Origin of the sequence: Sphingomonas epibiotica, assembly GCF_039615155.1 — a bacterium.
Classification (GTDB): Bacteria; Pseudomonadota; Alphaproteobacteria; order Sphingomonadales; family Sphingomonadaceae; genus Sphingomonas.
The window spans coordinates 50,270-71,585 of record NZ_JBDGHY010000005.1; the positions used below are offsets into that span (position 1 = coordinate 50,270).

Below are 21,316 nucleotides of genomic sequence, written 5' to 3' on the forward strand. Positions count from 1 at the left end.
CGCCGGTTGATGCCATGCGAACGCGGTATCGTTCAACTGTGCTATTTATGTAATACACGTTGGGGGTGCAAGGTAGAGAAGGAAGAAGGTTGGTTCACTCGGAGGCGCGGAGACGCGGAGGGGGTTCGTAGCGGGAGAGCGTTTGCGATCGGCAGACGTTTGCTCCCGCTGAACCGGTTAAGATGAGGCCGCTGGCGCGGGTGGCGTTCGTCCTCGACGCAACCCCTCCGCGTCTCCGCGCCTTCGCGTGAACCAACCTTTTGCTTCCCTCATGCCGCGACGCAACAAAGGGGGGACTTCCGGTTTGGCGCGAAATACGCTAAGCGCGCGACCAATTGCACTCCCGCAGTATCCAGGAAATACCATGAGCCTTCGCAACGTGGCGATCATCGCCCACGTCGATCACGGCAAAACCACGCTCGTCGATCAGTTGTTCCGTCAGTCCGGCACGTTCCGCGACAATCAGCGCGTCGAGGAACGCGCGATGGACTCGAACGACCTCGAAAAGGAACGCGGGATCACGATTCTCGCCAAGCCGACCTCGGTCGAATGGGCGCCGCCGGCGGGTGGCGAACCGGTGCGGATCAACATCGTCGACACGCCCGGCCACGCCGATTTCGGCGGCGAGGTGGAACGCATCCTGTCGATGGTCGACGGCGTCGTGCTGCTGGTCGATTCGTCGGAAGGCGCGATGCCGCAGACGAAGTTCGTGACCGGCAAGGCGCTGGCGCTGGGCCTGAAGCCGATCGTGGTGGTCAACAAGGTCGACCGCAGCGACGCGCGTATCCAGGAAGTGCTGGACGAAGTGTTCGACCTGTTCGTGTCGCTCGACGCCAACGACGAACAGCTCGATTTCCCGGTGCTCTATGCGTCGGGTCGCAACGGCTATGCCTCGACCGACATGGATGCGCGCGAAGGCACGCTGCAGCCGATGTTCGAAACGATCGTTTCGCACGTGCCGCCGCCCGCGCTGGACGTCGACGCGCCGTTCACCTTCCTGGTGACGCTGCTCGACCGCGACAACTTCCTCGGCCGCATCCTGACCGGCCGCGTCAATTCGGGCACGGTGAAGCTGAACCAGCCGATCCACGCGCTCGACAATGACGGCAATGTCATCGAAACTGGCCGCGCGTCGAAGATTATGTCGTTCCGCGGTCTCGAGCGCGTGCCGGTCGAGGAAGCGAAGGCGGGCGACATCATCAGCCTTGCCGGCCTGACCGTCGCGACCGTCGCCAATACGATCTGCGATCCGCAGGTGACCGAGCCGCTGCACGCGCAGCCGATCGATCCGCCGACGCTGTCGATGCGTTTCGCCGTCAACGATTCGCCGATGGCGGGGCGTGAAGGCAGCAAGGTGACGTCGCGCATGATCCGCGACCGCCTGTTCCGCGAAGCCGAATCGAACGTCGCCGTGAAGGTGACCGAAGCGTCGGACCGCGACAGCTATGAAGTCGCCGGCCGCGGCGAATTGCAGCTGGGCGTGCTGATCGAGACCATGCGCCGCGAAGGGTTCGAACTGGGCATCTCGCGTCCGCGCGTGCTGTTCGGCGAGGACGAAAATGGCGGCAAGACCGAGCCGTATGAAACCGTCGTGATCGACGTGGACGAGGAATTCTCGGGCACGGTCGTCGACAAGATGAACCAGCGCAAGGCCGAAATGACCGACATGCGTCCGTCGGGCGGCGGCAAGACGCGCATCACCTTCTCGGCACCGTCGCGTGGGCTCATCGGTTATCACGGCGAATTCCTGTCGGACACGCGCGGCACCGGCATCATGAACCGGCTGTTCGAGAAGTACGGTCCGCACAAGGGCCAGATCGAAGGCCGCAAGAACGGCGTGCTGATCTCGAACGGTGCCGGCGAGGCGCAGGGCTATGCGCTGGGTCCGCTCGAAGAGCGCGGCATCCTGTTCGTCGGCCATGGCGAAGCGCTGTATGAAGGCATGATCATCGGCGAGAACGCCAAGACGGACGACCTCGAGGTCAATCCGATGAAGGCGAAGCAGCTGACCAACTTCCGCGCGTCGGGCGGCAAGGACGACGCGATCCGCCTGACCCCGCCGAAGAAGATGACGCTGGAACAGGCGATCGCCTATATCGACGATGACGAGATGGTCGAGGTGACGCCGAAGAACATCCGTCTGCGCAAGCGCCATCTGGACCCGCACGAGCGGAAGAAGGCGAGCCGGGCGAAGGCTGCGGCTTAAGCCGCGCCGGGCCGACCAAGGCTCGTCCGGCCGGCCTTGCCCGAGGCAAGGACCGACGACGTGGCTTCGCCACGTCGGGCAATTAAAAGAACGGCCCCGGAAGCGATTCCGGGGCCGTTTCCTATCGCGGAAAGAACGCCGCTATCGGCCGCGCTGCACCGGGCGTGCCGGCAATTACGGCATCGGTCAGCGCCAAACCCCAACTGCTATAGGCGAACAGTTCGGCCAGCAGGAACATGGCGGCGAAGAACCCCCATCCCCAGAACCACGCGGGATGGACGTGGCCGGTCCGCCGCCGGTCGGCGATCATGCCGATAAGTGGAAAGATCGACGGCGCGACCAGCGCGGCGATCCACCACGCCCAGGGAATCAGGAACGGCATCGGCAGCAATCGTCCGAAGCCCGGCCCGGTGATCGCCGCCATTGCGCAGAACATCAGCCGGCGGTGCCAGTCGGTGCGTCGGCGCAGCGTGATGCCCGTGCCGGCCAGCGCGGCGAAGGTCAGGACCCCGACGATATTGCCGATCAGGAACGCGTTCACGTCGAACACCGGCGGCCCGCCATGATCGCGCGCGGAAGTGACGGTGACGGTGATCGCCAGCGCGACCATGACCGGCAGCCAGACCAAAGCCAGCCAGCCGAGCCGGCGGTGCCAGCGTAGCGCCTGTCCGGCAACCAGTGCGTTCTGCGTGACGTACAGCGCGATCCAGCCCATGAATATGACCGCATGGACATGGTAGATGGCCGGCAGGCCGAACGAGGAACGTCCGGCGGCTAGGCTGGTTAAAAAGCCGGCAATCAGCACGAATGCCATTGCCAGCGCCGACAACAGAAAGAAACGGTGTTCGTCTGTTCTTGTCTGAGACGCGCGTGCTACAGTCGCCATGAGCCATCCCCCCGATGAACTAAGCGGAGCGATCTTAGCACGGACTTGGCCAGGGAGCGAGGCGACTTGAGGGATCGCCAACCTGCGGTCGATCGGCATCCGGGCGAGCGTGTCTGGCGCTGGTCGAAATTGTATTCGTCTTGTCATCCCGGAGCGAGCCCGGGGGGACGATAGACGTAACCAACCGCGGAAGGTCGATCGTCGCGCGATCAGAAGAACAGAGCGCCGACCATCGCACCGACGAGGACGATCGCAGGCGTGACCCAGCCGCCCTTGCGCCGCCACGCGATGAAGAGTGCAACGGCGAAGAGACCCGACCCGATCGCGACCGCGTCGACCCGCGCGCCGGTCGCCAGCGCCAGTTGCGCGAAGGTCGCCGCGATGATCCCCACCACGGCTGCGGCGACCCCGGTCAGTGCGTGGCGCAGCGACGGCGCGTCGACGATGCCCTCCAGCCGTTCGAAGAAGATCAACGAGAAGGCGAAGGCAGGCAGGAACATGCCGAGCGTGATCGCCAGCGCGCCGGCCATACCCCCGGCGACATAACCGACAAAGGTCGCGAAGATCACCAGCGGCGCGGGGATGACATTGGCGAAGGCGACCCCGTCTAGGAACGCGGCATCGCCGATCCAGCCGCGCCCGACGGTATCGGCGCGGACATAGGGGATGGCGGTATAGGCGCCGCCGAAGGTCAGCAGTCCGCCCTTCAACCCCGCCACGAATAGCGCGAAAATCGTCAGCGGCTGCGCGACCGATCCGGCCGGGGCGGGGGCGGCGATGTGCAGCGCGCTAATCGCGGCGACGACGCCCGCGACGCCGATCGCCGCTGCCAGTATCGGCCGGGTCATCGCCGCATAGACGCCACCGCCGACTAGCAACGGGATCCAGAACGGCACCCCGATCAGCGTCGCTACGGCGGCGGCGACCGCGATCACTCCCAGCAATCGGTCTTCGATCACATGCTGTCCGATCCGCACCACCGCGCGCAGGATCACGGCGAGGATTGCGACCTGAACGCCGAGCAGTACGCCACCCAGCGCGACGCTGCTCTGTACGACGCGCACGTACAGCCACCCGACCAGCAGCATCAGGCAGAAGCCCGGCAGCATGAAGCCGAGGCCGGCGAGCAGCCCGCCGAGCCGCCCGCGCGCCAGTACGCCGAAATGGACACAGAGTTCGTGCGCTTCGGGCCCGGGCAGGACCTGCAACACCGCGAGCAGCCGGTTGAACCGTCCCTTGTCGATCCAGCCTTCCTCCTCGACCAGCGCCTGCCGCAGCATCGCGATTTGCGCGACTGGTCCGCCAAAGGCGAGGCAGCCGAAACGCAGGAACTTAAGGAAAAGCGGAATCAACCCGATGGCGGGCGGACGCGACGATGCGGCAACTTCCATGAACGAACGCTCCCAAGACCGCGCGCACGCGGCCGGTGGAGCGGAACTTGGACGACCCCGTCTGAACGGGCGTCCGCGATTGCCCGTACCGCTATTCTTCACACCGCTGGCGGCCTGTCAATTGCCATCAGGTCCGCCGCGTCGTCGCAGAGAAGGCGTCAACGATCGCCTGCCGCATCGGCTTGGCGCGATAGTCGCTGGCATAGGGCAGCGGGCGCTTGGGCAGGCCATCGCGGCGGGTGCCGAATTCGCTCGACTGCAGCCAGCTATATTTGTCGACCAGTCCCCAGGTCAGTACCTCGTTCATCTGCGGATAGCTCATCAGCAGGTCGAGATAGGCGCGGACCAGCAGCGCGGAATCGGCGTCGCGCTGATCGATCGATTCTTCGCGCTGGGTGTCGTTGACGTCCAGTTCGGTGACTTTCAACTTATAGCCCATCGCCACGACCTGATCGAGGAAAGGCTTCATGTTGTTGACATTATAGTCGGCGATCGAACGCGCACTGTCGGGCGAATAGAAGCCGAGATGCGACTGTATGCCGAGCGTATCGACCGGCACGCCGCGATCCTTGAACCCTTTCAGCAGGTTCAGCACGCCTTGCCGGTGGTTGGGCATGCCGGCGTCCATATAGTCGTTATAGATCAGTTCGGCTGTCGGCAGTTCCTGCCGCGCGGTAACGAAGGCAAGGTCGAGCAACGTGGTGTCGTTGCCGACCGCAGTGGCGAGCGCGTTGGTGCGCAACGCACCGGTGCTGGGCACGATCGCTTCGTTGACGACGTCCCAGCTCTGGATACGGCCGGCGAAGCGGCGGGTAACGGTCTGGATATGCTCGCGGACCAGGCGGCTTGCCTCCGCCTTGGGATCGCTACCGAAGTCGTAGTTGCGCAGCCAGCCGGGGAAGCGCTCTTGCAGATACCAGAGCAGGGTGTGGCCACGGACCGGGATGCCCGCGCTTTGAGCGGAGGCGAGCATCGCGTCGATGCGGGTGAAGTCGTAGGTCGTCGAACTGGGGCGGATCGCCTCCCACTTCAACTCGTTTTCGGGGACGAGGATGTTGCAATCCTGTCGAAGCAGCGCGGCATAGTCGGGATTGGTGAAGGATGCCGCGTCGGTACCGGTGCTGAAGGCGAAGGCGGAGCCGAACCGCATGTTGCGGGACGCGGCGACGGTGGCGATGCCGGTGGTCGGGCTGGGACTGGGCGAAGGGGTCGGTGTCGGCGTGGGCGTCGGAGCGGGTGTCGGCGTAGGTGCGGGTGTGACGGAACCGCCGGAGCCACTCGATCCGCCACAGGCCGAAACCGCTGCGCCAAGGGCAAGCACCATCGCGCCACGCCGGGTGGTCGTCGCCATCATCATCCTCCCAAAACTGCCGGTTTTCTCCGGTCTATGGTGATGGTAGCGCAAACATACCGATTTGCAACCAGATGCTTTGACGGCCGAATTTCGGGCGGCGCACCCCCTCGCACCGGGGCACGGGCGCTGCTATCTCCGGCCCATGCCTCATCTCTATCTCGTCGACGGCTCCGGCTATATCTTTCGCGCCTATCACCGGCTGCCGCCGCTGACCAACCAGCATGGCGAGCCGGTGGGGGCGGTCTATGGCTATACGACGATGTTGTGGCGGTTGGCAGATGCGCTGCACAAGGCCGACGGGCCGACGCATATGGCGGTGATCCTCGACAAATCTTCGAAGACGTTCCGCAACGACCTGTACGACCAGTATAAGGCGCACCGGCCGCCGCCGCCCGAGGATCTGGTGCCGCAGTTCCCGATGATCCGCGACGCGACGCGCGCCTTCTCGATCCCGTGCATCGAGGAAGAGGGGCTGGAGGCCGACGACATCATCGCCTGTTATACGCAGGCGGCGCTGGCGCAGGGCTGGGCGGTGACGATCGTCAGTTCCGACAAGGACCTGATGCAGCTGATGACCGATCCGTCGGTCGACATGCTCGATACGATGAACAACCGCACGCTCGGCCCCGACCATGTGCGCGAGAAGTTCGGCGTGGGACCCGAGCAGCTGGGCGACGTGCTGGCGCTGATGGGCGACAGCGTCGACAATGTGCCGGGCGTACCGGGCGTGGGGCCGAAAACCGCCGCGAAGCTGATCGCCGAACATGGCGACCTCGAAGCGGTGCTCGCCGCCGCGCCCGAGATGAAAAAGGGCAAGCTGCGCGACAATCTGATCGAACATGCCGACAATGCGCGGCTGTCCAAGGTGCTGGTGACGCTGAAATGCGATGGCGGACTGCCCGAACCGCTCGACGCGCTGGCGATGCAGGGGATACCCGAGGCGCCGCTGCGCGCATTCCTCGAACATCATGGCTTCCGCACGCTGCTGACCAAGCTGGCGACGGTCGCCGACGAACCGGTCGCGCCGGCGGCGGCGCCGGTCGGCGAGGAGGATGAGCCGTCGTGCGACCATGATTCCTACGAAACGGTGGTGACGCAGGAGGCGCTCGACCGCTGGGTACAGGTGGCGCGGCATCAGGGCTGGGTCGCGATCGATACCGAGACGACCGGGCTGGACGCGACGCGCGCCGAACTGGTCGGGATCAGCATGGCGCTGCACCCGAACCTCGCCTGCTATGTGCCGATCGGCCATGGCGGCACCGACATGTTCGCCGAGCGCCCCGAGCAATTGTCGCGTGAGACGGTGCTGGCGACGCTGAAACCGCTGTTCGAGGACCCGAGCGTCCTGAAGATCGGGCATAATCTGAAATACGACATGATCGTCCTGTCGCGCGCGGGGGTCGATGTCGCGCCCTATGACGACACGATCGTGATGAGCTTCGACCTCGATGCGGGGCTGCACGGGCACGGCATGGATGAGCTGGCGGCGACGCACCTCCAGCATAGCTGCATCGCGTACAAGGACGTGGTGGGCACGGGGAAGAAGCAGGTCGGCTTCGGCGAGATCGATCTGAAGACCGCGACCCGCTATGCCGCCGAGGATGCCGATGTGACGCTCCGGCTGTGGCGGCGGTTCAAGCCGCGGCTGCCGTACGAACAGGCGACCAAAGTCTATGAAATGGTCGACCGGCCGCTGGTCCGCGTGATCGCCGATATGGAGACCGCGGGGATCAAGGTCGATGCGCAGGTGCTGGCGCGGCTGTCCGACGATTTCTCCACGCGGATTGCGGCGCTGGAAGGCGAGATCCATGAACTGGCGGGGGTGAAATTCACCATTGGGTCGCCGAAACAGCTGGGCGATGTCCTTTTCGTGACGCTGGGCATCAAGGGCGGGCGCAAGGGCAAGTCGGGCGTCTATTCGACCGACGTCAACGAACTGGAGCGGATCGCCGCCGACAAGGATTCGCCTGGCGCGGTGATTGCGGCGAAGGTGCTCGACTGGCGACAACTCACCAAGCTCAAGAACACCTATACCGATGCGTTGCAGGCGCAGATCAATCCGGCGACCGGGCGGGTGCATACGTCGTACAGCCTGACCGGTGCGCAGACCGGGCGGTTGTCGTCGACCGACCCCAATCTGCAGAACATTCCGATCCGGACCGAGGTCGGGCGGCAGATCCGCGATGCGTTCGTGGCCGAACCGGGCAATGTCATCCTCGCCGCCGACTATTCGCAGATCGAACTGCGGCTGGCGGCGCATATCGCCGACGTGCCGCAGTTGCGCGACGCGTTCGAGTGCGGCGACGACATTCACAGCATCACCGCGCAGGAGCTGTTCGGCGAGGTCAACCGCGACACGCGCGGGCGGGCCAAGACGATCAACTTCGCGATCCTCTACGGCATCAGCCGCTGGGGGCTGGCCGGGCGGCTCGACGTCAGCGCGGAAGAGGCACAGGCGATGATCGATCGCTATTTCGACCGCTTCCCCGGCATCAACCGCTACATCGCCGAGACGACGCAAAGCGTGCGGACGACCGGCTTCACCACGACGCTGTTCGGACGCAAGACGCATTTCCCGCGCATCAAGTCGAAGGTGCAGCACGAACGCCAGGGCGCCGAACGCGCCGCGATCAACGCGCCGATCCAGGGGACCAGCGCGGACATCATCAAGCGGGCGATGGCGCGGATGGGGCCGGCACTGGTCGAGGCGGGGCTGCACGAAGTGCGGATGCTGTTGCAGGTGCATGACGAACTGGTGTTCGAACTGCCCGAAGGGCTGGTCGAGGCGGCGACGCCGGTGATTCGGCGGGTGATGGAGAGCGCGGCCGAGCCGGTCGTGCAACTGTCGGTGCCGCTGGGGGTGGAGATCGGGACGGGGCCGAGCTGGGGCGCGGCGCATTGATTCTGGCGCTGGCATTGGTCCTGCAAACGGCGCCGACGGTAGCGGCGGTCGATCAAATGTTGCCAGCGGAAGCGGGGGCGGCGGTCTTGGGCGGCAAGACCCACGAACCGATCGCGGCCGTCGTCAAGGTTGAACCGGGGCATATAGCACCACCGGGATTCGTCGACCGCGACCTGATCGAACAACCGGTGCGGAACGGTAGCGGTTGCGCCCGGCATCGGTGGCGGGCCAGTTTTCGTTCGCCGACGCTCGAGCGGCGAGGGCCGTTCGTCCTCAATACCGTCTACGCCATGACGGAGGTCGCGCTGACCGCGACGTCGGCATGCCCGACGACGGACTATGTTCATCTGAACCCCGGCATCGATCAAATGACTGGGTTGGCGGCACTGGCTCAATTCGAACGGGTCCGAACCGGCCGCGTCCGGGTGGCGTTCGATTGCCGGGACGATACCGGCGATGCGGGGTTCTGTCGGTCGCGGGCGACCATCCTTCGGGAACTTGCCGGTCGCAGGGCATGGATCATGTCGCGGACGGGCGACGGGTTCGCCGTTTCGCTGCAAGGGCAGACGCCAGCGATCGTCAGATTACAGGTCCATCCGCGCACGCCGGGTCGCGCCAGCGTGTCGAAGGCATTTCCGCCGCCGTTCTGACACGAAGCAACCGCTCCAACCGTTGCCCGCAAGCCGCACCCCGCGCCCAAAGCGCAACAGGGGGCTATGGGGAGCCGCCGCCCTCGCGTATGACGCCGCGATGATCCAGTACCCGCGCGCCGCATGACCGACGCGCCGACCCAGCCCTCCGACGATATCGCCGCACTTGCCAAGGGCGGGCGGACGAACGTGTTCGGGTTCGTCCTGCGGCTGGTCGCTCGGTTGCCGTTCCTGTTCATCGCCGGGCGCATCTACGGCCCGGAAATCGTCGGGCGGTTCGCGCTGGCGGTGCTGGTGGTCGAACTGGCGGCGCTGGTTGCGACGTTGGGGTTGAAGCGGGGGCTGGCACAGGCGCTCTCGTCGACCGATCGGCCGCATGCCCATGTCGTGTGGGACGCGCTGGCTGTGGCGTTCATCCTGTCGGTCGCGGCGAGTGCGGTCTTGTTCGTGTTTCCGCAGATCATGTACCCGAACAGCCAGGTGATCGGGTTCGAACGGCTGTTGCCGCTGATCGTGTTCGCGATCGCGTGGTCCGACGTCAGCCTGGCGGCGCTCGCCTACCGCCTGAACGTCAAGGCGGCGGTGACGGCGCGGGCAGTGATCGAACCATGGACGATCTCGATCGCGGCGTGGGCGCTCAGCTATTATTCGACGCGCGACGGACTGATCATGAGCTATGTGCTGTCGATGGCGGCGGCGCTGGTCGCATCGATCGTGCCGTTCATCCGCAGCTATGGCCTGCCTTATGGCTGGTCGCCGCATCTGCGGCCGATGCTGGCGCTGGTGAAGCGCAACATGCCGCTGGCCGGCGCCGACGCGATCGAATGGGGCACGCGCAACGTCGATCGCTTTATCCTGGGGCTGTTGTTCGGGCCGGCGATCGTCGGCATCTATTACATGGCGCAACAGGTCGCATCGTTGCCGCAGAAGTTGAAGACCAGCTTCGATCCGGTGCTGGGGCCGGTCATCACCCAAAGCCTGGCCGCCGGGGACAAGCCGGCGGTCGCGCGGCAGGTGCGGCAGGTCGGCTTCTGGATCATCACCGCGCAGGCGGCGCTGGCATTGGCCGGCAGCATCCCGGCCTCGGGCGTGATGGGCGTGGTCGGGCGCGAGTTCGTCAGCGGGGCGGGGGCGCTGTCGTTTCTGCTGGTCGCCGAGGTGCTGGCGGCGAAGGGCGCGGTGTCGGAAGCGGCGCTGGTCTATATCGCGCGGCACCGCAATCTGATGATCTCGCTGGGGCTGCTGACGTTTCAGGTACTGCTCAGTTTCGCGCTGGTCGCGTTGATGCGCGCGCTGGGGCTGCCACAAAACTATGCCGCGGTCGGGCCGGCGATGGCACTGGCGACGACGGTCGGGCTGGGGTCGATCATCAAGTCGGGGCTGTTGTCGAAGCTGCTGGGCGTCAGCGTCCGCGATTTCCGGCCGGCGTTCATATGGGCGGTACTGGCGGCCGCGGTGGCCGGGTCACTGATCATGCGCCTGCCCAAGCGGTATGAATGGGCGGAATTGCTGTTCGGAATTCCGATCATGCTCGGCATCTATTTCGCGGTGCTGTGGCGCTGGGCGTTCCGGCCCGAGGACAAGGCGCTGTTCCACAAGAGCGCGGCGGCGAGCGAAGCGCAGATTCCGACGGATCGGTACAAGGTTTAGCGATTGTATCTTGGCCGAGAGCGGTTCGTGCTGAGTAGGGGCTGAGCGCAGTCGAAGACCCGTATCGAAGCACCTGTGGCGGTCCTTCGATACGCCCTTCCGACTTCGCTCAAAGGCTACTCAGGACGAACGGTTCGGGATGCTAGAGGGTGGTTCGCATCCCTCTTACCGGAACGGCGGTTCGTTGAACGCGCGCAGCTTGCGGCTGTGCAGGCCGGCGCCTTCGATCCGCAACTGCTCGCAGGCTTCGATGCCGATGCGCATATGTTCGTTGATCGCGCGTTCGTAGAAGCGGTTGGCCTGTCCGGGCAGCTTCAGTTCGCCATGCAGCGGCTTGTCCGAGACGCACAGCAACGTGCCATAGGGCACGCGGAACCGGTAGCCCTGCGCGGCGATCGTCGCCGATTCCATGTCGATGCCGACTGCTCGGCTGAGCGAGAAGCGCAGTGCCGAACGGCTGAAGCGCAATTCCCAGTTACGGTCGTCGGTGGTGACGATGGTGCCGGTGCGCAGGCGCTTCTTGAGTTCGTCGCCCGACTGGCCTGACACGATCTCTGCCGCGCGGGCCATCGCGACCTGGACTTCCGCGATCGCCGGGACCGGAATTTCGGGCGGCAGTACGTCGTCGAGGACATGGTCGTCGCGCAGATAGGCATGGGCGAGGACATAGTCGCCAATCCGCTGGCTGGGGCGCAGGCCGCCGCAGTGCCCGATCATCAGCCACGCCTCGGGCCGCATCACGGCGAGGTGGTCGCAGATCGTCTTGGCGTTGGACGGTCCGACGCCGATATTGACCAGGGTGATGCCGGTGCCGTCCGCCGCGACGAGGTGATAGGCCGGCATCTGGTGCCGCCGCCACGCGCTGTCGCTGACCATGCGTTCGGCATCGTCATCGGCGGTGGCCAGCACGCCGCCGGCGCCTGACAGCGCCGTGTAGCGGCTGGGCGTGCCGTCGGCGGCGGGCTTCAACTGTTCGCCGGCCCAGCGGACGAATTCGTCGACATAGCGGTGATAGTTGGTGAACAGCACATAGCGCTGGATATGTTCGGGCGGCGTACCGGTATAGTGGCGCAGCCGGGCGAGCGAGAAGTCGGTACGCAAGCCGTCGAACAGCGCCAGCGGTCGGCTGTCGTCCTGCGCGTTCCACAGGCCGTCGGCAATCTCGTCGCCGATATGCGCCAGTTCGGTCGCCGGGAAGAACCGCGCCAGTTCGGATGCCGACACCGCATCGAGGCTGAGCGCATGGCCAGCGTCGAGAACATAGGGGAAGGGAATTTCCTGCCGCCCGGCCACCGCCTCGACCGTGACGTCGTGATTGGCGATCAGCAGGTCGAGCTGTTCGGTCAGGTAGGCGGCGAACATTGCCGGCTTGGTGACGCTGATCCGGTATTCGCCCGGCGTGGTCAGCCGGCCATAGGCGCGCGAGGGCATCGGCCGGTCGCTACCGCCGCGATAGGTTAGGCGGATCTCGGGATAGGCGAAAGAGCCGTCGACCCGTGCCGACGACGACGGGCGGGTGCCGTCGGTCAAATAACGGTCGAGCGCCGCGCGCAGTCGTGCCACGGAAGCGGTATAAAGCCGATCGAGTTCGGCGACGATTTCGGAAGCCTGCGTCATCGATCGTGGCTAGGGCGATCCGACGCGGCAGGTCAAGACCCGGCGCACCGCAGGCGCACCGGGTCGGGGGCGATCAGGTCGCCGACGGCGTGACCTTCGGCACGTCGCCCTTGGCATCCGCCTCGCGCTTCTTTTCAATCAGCTTCGATGCACCGAAGGCGGCACCGGCGATGGCGGCGGCGGCGCCGGCAACGATCGCGGCCGTGGCGGCCGGATGGGCCTTCACCGTCTCGGCGGTCGACTTGGCGGTTTCGGCCACCGCTTCGCGCGTCTTGCCGGCGGCATCCACCACCGCGTCGCGCGATTTGGCGGCGGCGTCGCTCACGCTCTCCTTGGCCGACGCATAGGTCGCCGATGCCTTTTCGGCGAAGCTGCCCGATGCGTCGGCGACGTCGTTGGCGACATCCTTGGTGGTCGTCGGATTGGTCATGACGCTTCCCTTTCCCGTTCGATATGGTTGCGTAACCATTCCTCAACCCGGCAGGGCGCGGCCGGTTCCGACATGGACGTATCGAAACCGGCCAGTCGCGTCAGATCGAAGCGAGCAGGTTTTCGGCCGAGCTGACCTTGAATTCGCCCGGTGCTTCGACGTGCAGCGCCTCGACCACGCCGTCGTTGACCAGCATCGCATAGCGCTTCGACCGGATGCCCATGCCATAGGCGGAACTGTCCATGTCGAGTCCGGTCGCCTTGGCGAAGTCGGCATTGCCATCGGCCAGCATCGTCACCTTGCCGCCCGCATTGCCCGCCTTGGCCCAGGCGTCGAGGACGAAGGCGTCATTGACCGCGGTGCACGCGATTTCGTCGACGCCCTTGTCATGGAATGCCTGTGCCTGTTCGACGAAGCCCGGAAGATGCTTGGCCGAGCAGGTCGGGGTAAAGGCGCCGGGCACCGAGAACAGCGCGACGCGGCGGCCGGCGAAGAAGTCGCCGGTCGACACCTGATCGGGGCCGTCGGGCGTGACCTTGACCAGCTTGGCATCGGGCAGGCGGTCACCGATCTTGATCGTCATCATCTTCTCCGGGAAAAATTCGGCACGCAACGCTGCGTACCGACGGAGCGTGGGAGCGGTCTTGACCGTTTTCAAGCATGGCGTCCGGATCATCGGGCGATTAGCGTCGGATGACCATGGACCAGACCCGATTCCTGACCGGACAGATATTGCTGGCGATGCCCGGTATCGGCGACCGCCGATTCGACCATGCGGTCATCGCGATGTGCAGCCATGACGCCGGTGGCGCGATGGGCGTCGGCATCGGCGACACGATCGAGGGGCTGTCGCTGCACGCGCTGCTCGCACAGCTGGAAATAGAGCCGGGCGCTGCGCCCGACGTGCCGATCCATCAGGGCGGTCCGGTCGAGACGCGGCGCGGGTTCGTGCTGCACGATGCCGGGTGGGGCGGGCAGGACACGATCGACGTCGCGGGCAAATGGGCGCTGTCGGGATCGGTCGACGTGCTGCGCGCGATCGCGGGCGGGACCGGGCCCGAACGATTCCTGGTCGCGCTCGGCTATGCCGGCTGGGAGGGCGGGCAACTCGATGCCGAAATGTCGCGCCATGGCTGGATGAACGTCGACGGCGATGCCGGACTGTTGTTCGACGTGCCGACCGCGCAGCGCTGGCGCAGCGGGTACGACCGGGCGGGCATCGACACGCGGTTGTTGTCGCCGGGCGCCGGCACCGCATGACAAGGCTTTGTTAGGGGGCGGGCGGTTAGATTCCCGGTCATGTCGATATCGTCCGCACTGTGGGAAGCCGTGAAGCCGACACTGTGCGTGACCGGCTTTGGCTTTTCGATGATGACGGCGGTCGAATTGCTGACGCCGCGCGAACGCCAGTCGCTGCGCGGGCGGCTGCCGGGCCTGTTGTTCTGGGCGATCTGGCTGACGATCAGTGGCATTGCCTATGCCGGGTTCCGCGTCCTGTGGAGCGCGATCGGCATTCCGCCGCTGCTGACGCTGCCGACCGGGGCGGGGTGGGGCGGGCCGGTTTCGTGGGTGGTGGCGCCGGTCGTCGGGGCGGCAATCTACGACTTCTTCTTCTATTGGTGCCACCGGGCGCAGCATCGCTGGCTGTGGCGCTATCACGCGGTGCATCATTCGATCCGCGAATTGTCGGTGGTCAACGCGTATCACCATCCGATCGAACCCTTCGTCCAGATTCTGCTGATCGCGATCCCGACCAGTCTGATCGCGTCCGAAGCCGGGCCGGTGGTGCCGACGATGCTGGTGCTGCTGCATCTGCAGGGCGCGTTCCTGCATTCGCCGAGCCACTGGCATCTGGGGCCATTGTCGCGGGTCGTCGTCGACAATCGCTTCCACCGCATCCATCATTCGGTCGAACTCAAGCATTTCGACCGCAATTTTGGGGCGTTCACGACCATCTGGGACCGGATGTTCGGTACGGCATGGTGGCCCGAGCGCGACGAATGGCCGGCAACCGGCATCGCCGAGGTCGACCAGCCGCGCACGCTGCACCAGTGGATCACCCTGCCGGTGGCCTATGACCGTGCCGTCGCTGAGCCGTCACCTGCCACCGTCACAAAACAGATATAAAGAAATCTTTATATTCGCATTTGCGTTTCGCCCGACGGGTGGGTAGAGGCGCAGTCATCCGCCATGGGCGCGCCCATGGCCCAAGCTCCAGGAGTATCCATGGCCACCGCCATTGCCGACAAGCAGACCGATTACGTCATCGCCGACATCGGCCTCGCCGATTTCGGTCGCAAGGAAATCGAGATCGCCGAAACCGAAATGCCGGGCCTGATGGCGCTGCGTGAAGAGTTCGGTGCGTCGCAGCCGCTGAAGGGCGCGCGGATCACCGGGTCGCTGCACATGACGATCCAGACCGCGGTGCTGATCGAGACGCTGGTGGCACTCGGCGCCGACGTCCGCTGGGCGACGTGCAACATCTTCTCGACGCAGGATCATGCCGCCGCTGCGATCGCTGCGAAGGGCATTCCGGTGTTCGCGATCAAGGGCGAGAGCTTGGCCGACTATTGGGACTATGTCGGCGATATCTTCAACTGGGGCGACCAGACCGCCAACATCATCCTCGACGATGGCGGCGACGCCACCATGTTCGCGCTTTGGGGCGCCAAGCTCGAAGCCGGCGCGACGCTGGGCGAGCCGGAGAATGAAGAGGAAGTCGAGTTCCAGCGCGCGCTGAAGGCGTTCGTCGCCAAGCGTCCGGGCTATCTGACCGAGACGGTCAAGAACCTGAAGGGCGTGTCGGAAGAGACGACCACCGGCGTCCACCGCCTGTACGAGATCGCGAAGAAGGGCGAGCTGCCCTTCCCGGCGATCAACGTCAACGACTCGGTCACCAAGTCGAAGTTCGACAATCTCTACGGCTGCAAGGAATCGCTGGTCGACGCGATCCGCCGCGCGACCGACGTGATGCTGGCCGGCAAGGTCGCCTGCGTCGCCGGCTTTGGTGACGTCGGCAAGGGTTCGGCCCAGTCGCTCCGTAACGGCGGCGCGCGCGTCATGGTCACCGAAATCGATCCGATCTGCGCGCTGCAGGCGGCGATGGAAGGCTTCGAGGTCGTCACGATGGACGAAGCCGTCGAACGCGCCGACATCTTCTGCACCGCGACCGGCAATGCGGACGTCATCACCGCCGAGCATATGGCGAAGATGAAGCCGATGAGCATCGTCTGCAACATCGGTCACTTCGACAGCGAGATCCAGATTGCTGCCCTGTCCAACTATGAATGGGACGAAGTGAAGCCGGGCACCGACCTGGTGAAGTTCCCCGACGGCAAGCAGATCATTGTGCTCGCCAAGGGCCGCCTCGTGAACCTCGGCTGTGCCACCGGCCACCCGTCGTTCGTGATGTCGTCGTCCTTCACCAACCAGGTGCTGGCGCAGATCGAACTGTGGACCAAGGGCGAGAATTATAAGAACGAGGTCTATGTTCTCCCGAAGCACCTCGACGAGAAGGTGGCGGCGCTGCACCTCGAAAAGCTGGGCGTGAAGCTGTCGAAGCTGACGCCGAAGCAGGCGAGCTATATCGGCGTGCCGGTCGAAGGACCGTTCAAGCCGGATCACTATCGCTACTGATCCTTTTGGAATAATTCTGATTTCGATGGCCTCGCCGGCCTTTTTGCCGGCGGGGCTTTTCGTTGTTGCGCAGATGCAACATTTCGTTAGCAATGTTACTAACATACTTTTGGGTGATTGCGACTGCCGCCCGGTGCCGCCTGTATAACATGAACGTGTTCAACAGGGGGTGTTGCATGATCAAGAACTTATCGGGTCGATCGGTTTCGGCAATCGCGCTGGCGATTGCGTGCCTGCCTTCGACGGCATTGGCGCAGAGCGCCACGGCCGGAACGCAGGACGAGGCGCCGGCATCGCTGCCGGAACAGGCTCCGCAAGATGACGAGGCCGAAGGTGAAGCGATCGTCGTCACCGGATCACGTATCGCGCGTCCGAATTTCGATTCGATCGAACCGGCGGTTGTCGTCAGTTCCGAACAGATCGAACAGCGCGGTTTCGAGACGATCGGTCAGGCGCTGAACGAACTTCCCGCATTCGGCGTGCCTGGATCCAGCCCTGTCGGTGGCCAGTCGAGCTTCGGTCCCGGGCAGAGTTTCGTGAACTTCCTTGGCCTCGGCTCGGAACGTACGCTGACTCTGGTCAACGGACGCCGGTTCGTCGGGTCCAACACTGCCTCTATTTTCGGGCCCACCGGGCAGGGCGGTAACCAGGTCGATCTGAACGTCATCCCGACCAAGCTGGTCGACCGGGTCGAGACGATCGTTATCGGCGGTGCCCCGATCTATGGGTCGGACGCGATCGCGGGTACCGTGAACGTCATTCTGAAGCGCGATTTCGAAGGGTTCGAACTCGACGGACAATATGGCATTTCCGATCGCGGCGACGCGCCGAACTATCGTGTCCGTGCTTTGGCCGGAAAGAACTTCCTCGATGGTCGGCTGAACGTCGTGCTGTCGGGCGAGTATAACGAAGGCAAGGGGCTGTTGCAGACCGACCGTCCCGACATCGGTTTTACCCGGTCGTTTGGTCGTCCCAACGACCGTACTTCGCCGTTCAGTCAGGTCATCTTCGCCGATCGTCGGATCCCGACCATCTCCGAATTCGGCATCCCGCTGGTTTTCGATTTCCTGCCGGTCAGCAAGCAGCAGCAAGCATCGCTGCGCTTCCCGCAGGCTGGTTTCGTCGACGCCAACGGCAATGCGTTGAAGTTCGATGCATCGGGCAATCTGATCCCCATCGATTTCGGCCGGTCGTTCGGGCCGCTGAACGCGGCCGGAAACCCGACGACGTTCCAGATCAACGCTGATGGCGGCAACGGCTACAGCCTAGTCCCGCTCAACAACCTGTTGACCGATACGCAGCGCTACAACGCCAATATGCTGCTCAGCTTCCAACTGACCGATGAACTGCGTCTGTTCGGCGAAGGCTGGTACAGCCGCAGCCAGGGCGTCAACCTGCGCGATCAGCCGGAATATAACAGCTATCTGTTCGGCTATGCCGGAACGCCCGCCGGCGCGATCATCCTGTCGACCGACAACCCGTTCCTGACGCCGCAGGCGCGCAGCATCATCCAGGCGCAGACGGAGGACGACGTCTTCTACCTGAACCGCGCCAATACCGACGTCACGACCGGGCGTTCGACCGGCAACGTCGAAATCCAGCGCTATGTCGCTGGTATCGACGGCAAGTTCATGTCGCCGTTCGGTCGGGAATGGACGGTCGAGATCGTCGGCAACTATGGCCGTTCGGAAACCAACGCGCGCACGCCGATGATCGTGACCCAGAACTTCCTGAACGCGGTCAACGCCGTCCGCGACACGAGCGGCAACATCGTCTGCGCACCGGGCGCGGTCAATTCGCCGGCGCCGACGATCAGCACGACCTGCGCGCCGCTCAACCTGTTCGGGGCGCAGACGTCGCAGGCGGCCCGCGACTATGTCACTGCGATCGGCACGCCGAATTCGGTCAACAAGCAGCGTATCTTTACGGCATCGTTGACCGGCCCGCTGTTCAAGCTGCCGGGCGGCGATTTCTCCGTGGCGCTCGGCTATGAACATCGCGAGGAAAGCCAGGCGTTCGATCCCGGCACTGCCTATTCGGGTGGTCCCGATCCCGATCCGACGACCGATGCTGATGGTGACGGCAATCCGGCCAACGACCGCGTGCCATATGGCCAGTTGGTCATCATCCAGCCGTTGAGCGGCAGCTACAACACCGATGAGGTGTTCGGCGAAATGCGTGCGTCGCTCATCAGCCCCGACAACGACATCCCGTTCATCCATTCGCTGGAATTGCAGGGGGCGGCCCGGTACGTCGATCACTCGATCGCCCGTGGCGATACGACCTGGACGGCCGGCGGCAGTTGGCAGCCGATCGCGGACATCACCATTCGCGGCAACTATACCCGCGCGATCCGCGCGCCGTTCATCACCGAAGCGTTCAATCCCGCGTCGAGTTTCTACGGCTTTGCCACCGATCCGTGCGATCAGGCCCAGCAAAATCAGGGCGCGAACGCGGCCACGCGTGCCAGGAACTGCGCCGCTGCCGGCATCCCCGCGAATTTCGACGCACTATCGGACGATGCGAGCTTCCTGCAAGCGGTGGCCGGCAACCGTAACCTGCGCAACGAAAAGTCGAAGGCTTTCACGGTCGGAACGGTGCTTCGGCCAAGTTTCCTGAAAGGATTCACGACGTCGATCGACTATGTCGATATCGAGGTGAACGACGTCATCAGCCAGCTGAGCTCGGACCAGATCGTTGCGAACTGCTATGATTCACCCGACTTCCCGAACAGCCCGTTCTGCGGCCTCGTTCGTCGCGACCCGGACAATCAGTTGAGCTTCATTCAGACCGGTTACTTCAACGGCGCAGCGCTGAACTACAAGGGTATCCTAGCGGCGGTGGACTATCGTACGCCGGCCGGGCTGCTAGGCGGTGGCCGGACGCTGGGGCTGAACGTCAGCTACCAGTATCTCGACACGCTGACCTACACGGCGGAACGTGGCGCACGGCCATCGCAGACCGACAATGGCATCGGTTATCCGAAACATTCGGCAGTCGGCACGCTAACCTATAACGACGAATTCCTGACGACGTACGTCCAGGTCAATTATACGGGGCCCGCATCGCTGGATCCCAATGCCACGGCGTTCTTCCGCACGCCGAACAAGGTCAACGACGTTGCGTTCGCCAATCTTGGAGCGACCTTCCGCGTCAACGAGACGTTCAGCATGCGGCTGGTCGTCGACAACGTCTTGGATCAGAAGCCGCCTTACCCGGTGCCGACCGGTGGTGGCACGGTATCCTACTTCCCAGGGGTCTTGGGACGCTACTTCCGCGTCGGAGCCTCGGTCGCGTTCTAACTATCGGTTCGGCGGCGGAATTACCTCGTGCATTCCGCCGCCTGCCTTTATCCGTTCCATTTGGGGTCGAACGCGACGGTCCCGATCATGTCGACCGTCTGTGGACCCAACGAGATCGGGTTGCGGATACCGGGCAACGCCGTGACCGCGAACATCTCGGTAATCTTGCCGTCGAACAGGATCGACTGGACGATCCTGCCGCTGCGTAGCTCGATGACCAGCACGCCGCATTGCGACGGCGTCCCGGTCCGTTCGAAATCGGTCTGCTCCGCGAGTTCGCGTGCGTCGCTTTCGCGTGTCCGGGAGATGGTGACGATCGCGTGGCCGGCGTGGAAGGCCAGCCCACGCAGGAAGCCGGGGCAGTTCGCCACCGGATCGATATGGCCGGTGACGGGATCGATTCGTACTAGGCGTCCCCGTCCCGAATCAAGGAGCCACACCGCCCCATCATACCATCTCGGGGAGTGCGGCATCGACAGGCGATCGGTAACGATGCGATTGCCCGCGATGTCGATCAATATTCCGCCATCGGTCCTGCTGGCGCGCCAACCACCTTGCCGATCGGAAACGCCGGCAGCGGTTACAAAGGCCGGGCGGCCGTCAACCATTCCGAGCCCGTTCAAATGGCAGCGATCTTCGGGAACCAGCGCCGAAATGAAGGCGGGTTGCCAGACCGGCCGGAAACTCCATCGATCGTCGATGGTCGCGATGCAGGAATAGCGAGTATTGACGAACAGCACGCTCCCGTCCCGATCGACGTCGACCTCGTGCGTATCGACATAATTGACCGTGGCAGCCGCCCGCGGGACGAAGACCGCATCATGTGCGCCGTTCGCATATTGGCCGGGATGTAGCATGTTTTCCAGTCGCCACAGCTGGAACATCGAGGCGACCCGCAGCGAACCGCCGACAAAGCATAGTCCCGTCGCGCGCGCGTAACTCTGTTCGTTGAATGCGACGCGGCCCTGCGGATCGACGCCGGCGAGGATCAACTGTCCCGTCTGATAGGAAGTGAACGCCAGCGAAGTCCGATGTTCGAGCATCCAGTCGGCGAGTCCCGGCGAGATGTCGATGCGCGTGGCTGCCGGGTCATAGCTTGCTGCTTGATCGAGCATGCGCTGCAGATCGGGCACGCCAGCATTCGACCACATCACGACTCCTTTCGGCGGTGCTTTGCGATGACTGGACCATTTCCGAAGCCACTGGTCCTTCCCGCATGCCCCCGGTTCGTCCTATGGACCGACAATGGGCAGTGTAACAATGTCCGCGTGCGGAGCAGCTACTTGATCGTA

Annotated in this window: 16 protein-coding genes; 9 read left to right on the forward strand and 7 right to left on the reverse strand. The window is 64.4% G+C overall.

What is annotated here, in order from left to right; genetic code table 11:
• Positions 1-364 precede the first annotated feature (364 nt).
• Complete coding sequence (typA, locus tag AAIO73_RS11245) at positions 365-2,206, forward strand: translational GTPase TypA (protein WP_345878135.1); 1,842 nt, start codon at positions 365-367, stop codon at positions 2,204-2,206.
• Between the two features lie 121 nt (positions 2,207-2,327).
• Here typA and AAIO73_RS11250 read toward each other — a convergent pair whose 3' ends face one another.
• From AAIO73_RS11250 to AAIO73_RS11260, 3 genes are all read right to left on the reverse strand, one after another.
• Entirely contained in the window at positions 2,328-3,092 is a 765-nt protein-coding gene (locus tag AAIO73_RS11250) for a hypothetical protein (RefSeq protein WP_345878136.1), read from the reverse strand.
• A 209-nt stretch (positions 3,093-3,301) separates the two neighbouring features.
• Positions 3,302-4,483, reverse strand: coding sequence for a chromate efflux transporter (chrA, locus tag AAIO73_RS11255; RefSeq protein ID WP_345878137.1), 1,182 nt, complete (start codon positions 4,481-4,483; stop codon positions 3,302-3,304).
• Between the two features lie 127 nt (positions 4,484-4,610).
• Complete coding sequence (locus tag AAIO73_RS11260) at positions 4,611-5,633, reverse strand: endo-1,4-beta-xylanase (protein WP_345878139.1); 1,023 nt, start codon at positions 5,631-5,633, stop codon at positions 4,611-4,613.
• On the opposite strand from AAIO73_RS11260, the gene AAIO73_RS11265 reads away from it, so the two are divergent.
• The 4 genes from AAIO73_RS11265 to AAIO73_RS11280 all read left to right on the forward strand — a co-directional run bounded on the left by AAIO73_RS11265 (position 5,632) and on the right by AAIO73_RS11280 (position 11,039).
• On the forward strand, positions 5,632-5,877 hold the full coding sequence (locus tag AAIO73_RS11265; RefSeq protein WP_345878140.1) for a hypothetical protein: 246 nt from the start codon (positions 5,632-5,634) through the stop codon (positions 5,875-5,877). The genes AAIO73_RS11260 and AAIO73_RS11265 overlap by 2 nt on opposite strands.
• A gap of 102 nt (positions 5,878-5,979) precedes the next feature.
• Positions 5,980-8,739 carry a DNA polymerase I gene (gene polA, locus AAIO73_RS11270; protein WP_345878142.1) on the forward strand — a complete coding sequence of 920 codons (2,760 nt, stop codon included), beginning with the start codon at positions 5,980-5,982 and terminating at the stop codon, positions 8,737-8,739.
• Entirely contained in the window at positions 8,736-9,389 is a 654-nt protein-coding gene (locus AAIO73_RS11275) for a hypothetical protein (protein WP_345878145.1), read from the forward strand. The genes polA and AAIO73_RS11275 overlap by 4 nt, the downstream gene beginning before the upstream one ends.
• A 123-nt stretch (positions 9,390-9,512) precedes the next feature.
• Complete coding sequence (locus AAIO73_RS11280; protein ID WP_345878146.1) at positions 9,513-11,039, forward strand: lipopolysaccharide biosynthesis protein; 1,527 nt, start codon at positions 9,513-9,515, stop codon at positions 11,037-11,039.
• A 165-nt stretch (positions 11,040-11,204) separates the two neighbouring features.
• On the opposite strand, the gene AAIO73_RS11285 is transcribed toward AAIO73_RS11280, so the two are convergent.
• From AAIO73_RS11285 to AAIO73_RS11295, 3 genes are all read right to left on the reverse strand, one after another.
• Entirely contained in the window at positions 11,205-12,656 is a 1,452-nt protein-coding gene (locus AAIO73_RS11285) for an AMP nucleosidase (protein WP_345878149.1), read from the reverse strand.
• 73 nt (positions 12,657-12,729) lie between these two features.
• Positions 12,730-13,086 (reverse strand): hypothetical protein, encoded by a 357-nt coding sequence (locus AAIO73_RS11290; RefSeq protein WP_242116683.1) that lies wholly within the window; start codon positions 13,084-13,086, stop codon positions 12,730-12,732.
• Positions 13,087-13,186: 100 nt separating this feature from the next.
• Positions 13,187-13,669, reverse strand: coding sequence for a peroxiredoxin (locus tag AAIO73_RS11295; RefSeq protein ID WP_345878544.1), 483 nt, complete (start codon positions 13,667-13,669; stop codon positions 13,187-13,189).
• Positions 13,670-13,785: 116 nt separating this feature from the next.
• Here AAIO73_RS11295 and AAIO73_RS11300 point away from each other — a divergent pair, with 116 nt between their 5' ends.
• The 4 genes from AAIO73_RS11300 (at position 13,786) to AAIO73_RS11315 (ending at position 20,024) form a co-directional block, all read left to right on the forward strand.
• Complete coding sequence (locus AAIO73_RS11300) at positions 13,786-14,346, forward strand: YqgE/AlgH family protein (protein WP_345878152.1); 561 nt, start codon at positions 13,786-13,788, stop codon at positions 14,344-14,346.
• 39 nt (positions 14,347-14,385) lie between these two features.
• Entirely contained in the window at positions 14,386-15,213 is an 828-nt protein-coding gene (locus AAIO73_RS11305; protein WP_345878153.1) for a sterol desaturase family protein, read from the forward strand.
• 99 nt (positions 15,214-15,312) lie between these two features.
• Entirely contained in the window at positions 15,313-16,722 is a 1,410-nt protein-coding gene (gene ahcY / locus AAIO73_RS11310) for an adenosylhomocysteinase (protein ID WP_345878155.1), read from the forward strand.
• Between the two features lie 176 nt (positions 16,723-16,898).
• Entirely contained in the window at positions 16,899-20,024 is a 3,126-nt protein-coding gene (locus tag AAIO73_RS11315) for a TonB-dependent receptor domain-containing protein (protein WP_345878157.1), read from the forward strand.
• Positions 20,025-20,071: 47 nt separating this feature from the next.
• On the opposite strand, the gene AAIO73_RS11320 is transcribed toward AAIO73_RS11315, so the two are convergent.
• Positions 20,072-21,175 carry a TIGR03032 family protein gene (locus AAIO73_RS11320; RefSeq protein WP_345878159.1) on the reverse strand — a complete coding sequence of 368 codons (1,104 nt, stop codon included), beginning with the start codon at positions 21,173-21,175 and terminating at the stop codon, positions 20,072-20,074.
• Positions 21,176-21,316 lie beyond the last annotated feature (141 nt).

Bases quoted from the DNA above. Each gene is read 5' to 3' on its own strand.
- polA (WP_345878142.1), top strand. From the start codon at position 5,980: ATGCCTCATCTCTATCTCGTCGACGGCTCCGGCTATATCTTTCGCGCC.
- AAIO73_RS11285 (WP_345878149.1), bottom strand. From the start codon at position 12,656: ATGACGCAGGCTTCCGAAATCGTCGCCGAACTCGATCGGCTTTATACC.
- chrA (WP_345878137.1), bottom strand. From the start codon at position 4,483: ATGGAAGTTGCCGCATCGTCGCGTCCGCCCGCCATCGGGTTGATTCCG.
- AAIO73_RS11295 (WP_345878544.1), bottom strand. From the start codon at position 13,669: ATGACGATCAAGATCGGTGACCGCCTGCCCGATGCCAAGCTGGTCAAG.
- AAIO73_RS11300 (WP_345878152.1), top strand. From the start codon at position 13,786: ATGGACCAGACCCGATTCCTGACCGGACAGATATTGCTGGCGATGCCC.
- AAIO73_RS11315 (WP_345878157.1), top strand. From the start codon at position 16,899: ATGATCAAGAACTTATCGGGTCGATCGGTTTCGGCAATCGCGCTGGCG.
- AAIO73_RS11305 (WP_345878153.1), top strand. From the start codon at position 14,386: ATGTCGATATCGTCCGCACTGTGGGAAGCCGTGAAGCCGACACTGTGC.
- AAIO73_RS11250 (WP_345878136.1), bottom strand. From the start codon at position 3,092: ATGGCGACTGTAGCACGCGCGTCTCAGACAAGAACAGACGAACACCGT.
- AAIO73_RS11320 (WP_345878159.1), bottom strand. From the start codon at position 21,175: ATGTGGTCGAATGCTGGCGTGCCCGATCTGCAGCGCATGCTCGATCAA.
- typA (WP_345878135.1), top strand. From the start codon at position 365: ATGAGCCTTCGCAACGTGGCGATCATCGCCCACGTCGATCACGGCAAA.
- AAIO73_RS11265 (WP_345878140.1), top strand. From the start codon at position 5,632: ATGTTGCGGGACGCGGCGACGGTGGCGATGCCGGTGGTCGGGCTGGGA.
- AAIO73_RS11280 (WP_345878146.1), top strand. From the start codon at position 9,513: ATGACCGACGCGCCGACCCAGCCCTCCGACGATATCGCCGCACTTGCC.
- ahcY (WP_345878155.1), top strand. From the start codon at position 15,313: ATGGCCACCGCCATTGCCGACAAGCAGACCGATTACGTCATCGCCGAC.
- AAIO73_RS11260 (WP_345878139.1), bottom strand. From the start codon at position 5,633: ATGCGGTTCGGCTCCGCCTTCGCCTTCAGCACCGGTACCGACGCGGCA.
- AAIO73_RS11290 (WP_242116683.1), bottom strand. From the start codon at position 13,086: ATGACCAATCCGACGACCACCAAGGATGTCGCCAACGACGTCGCCGAC.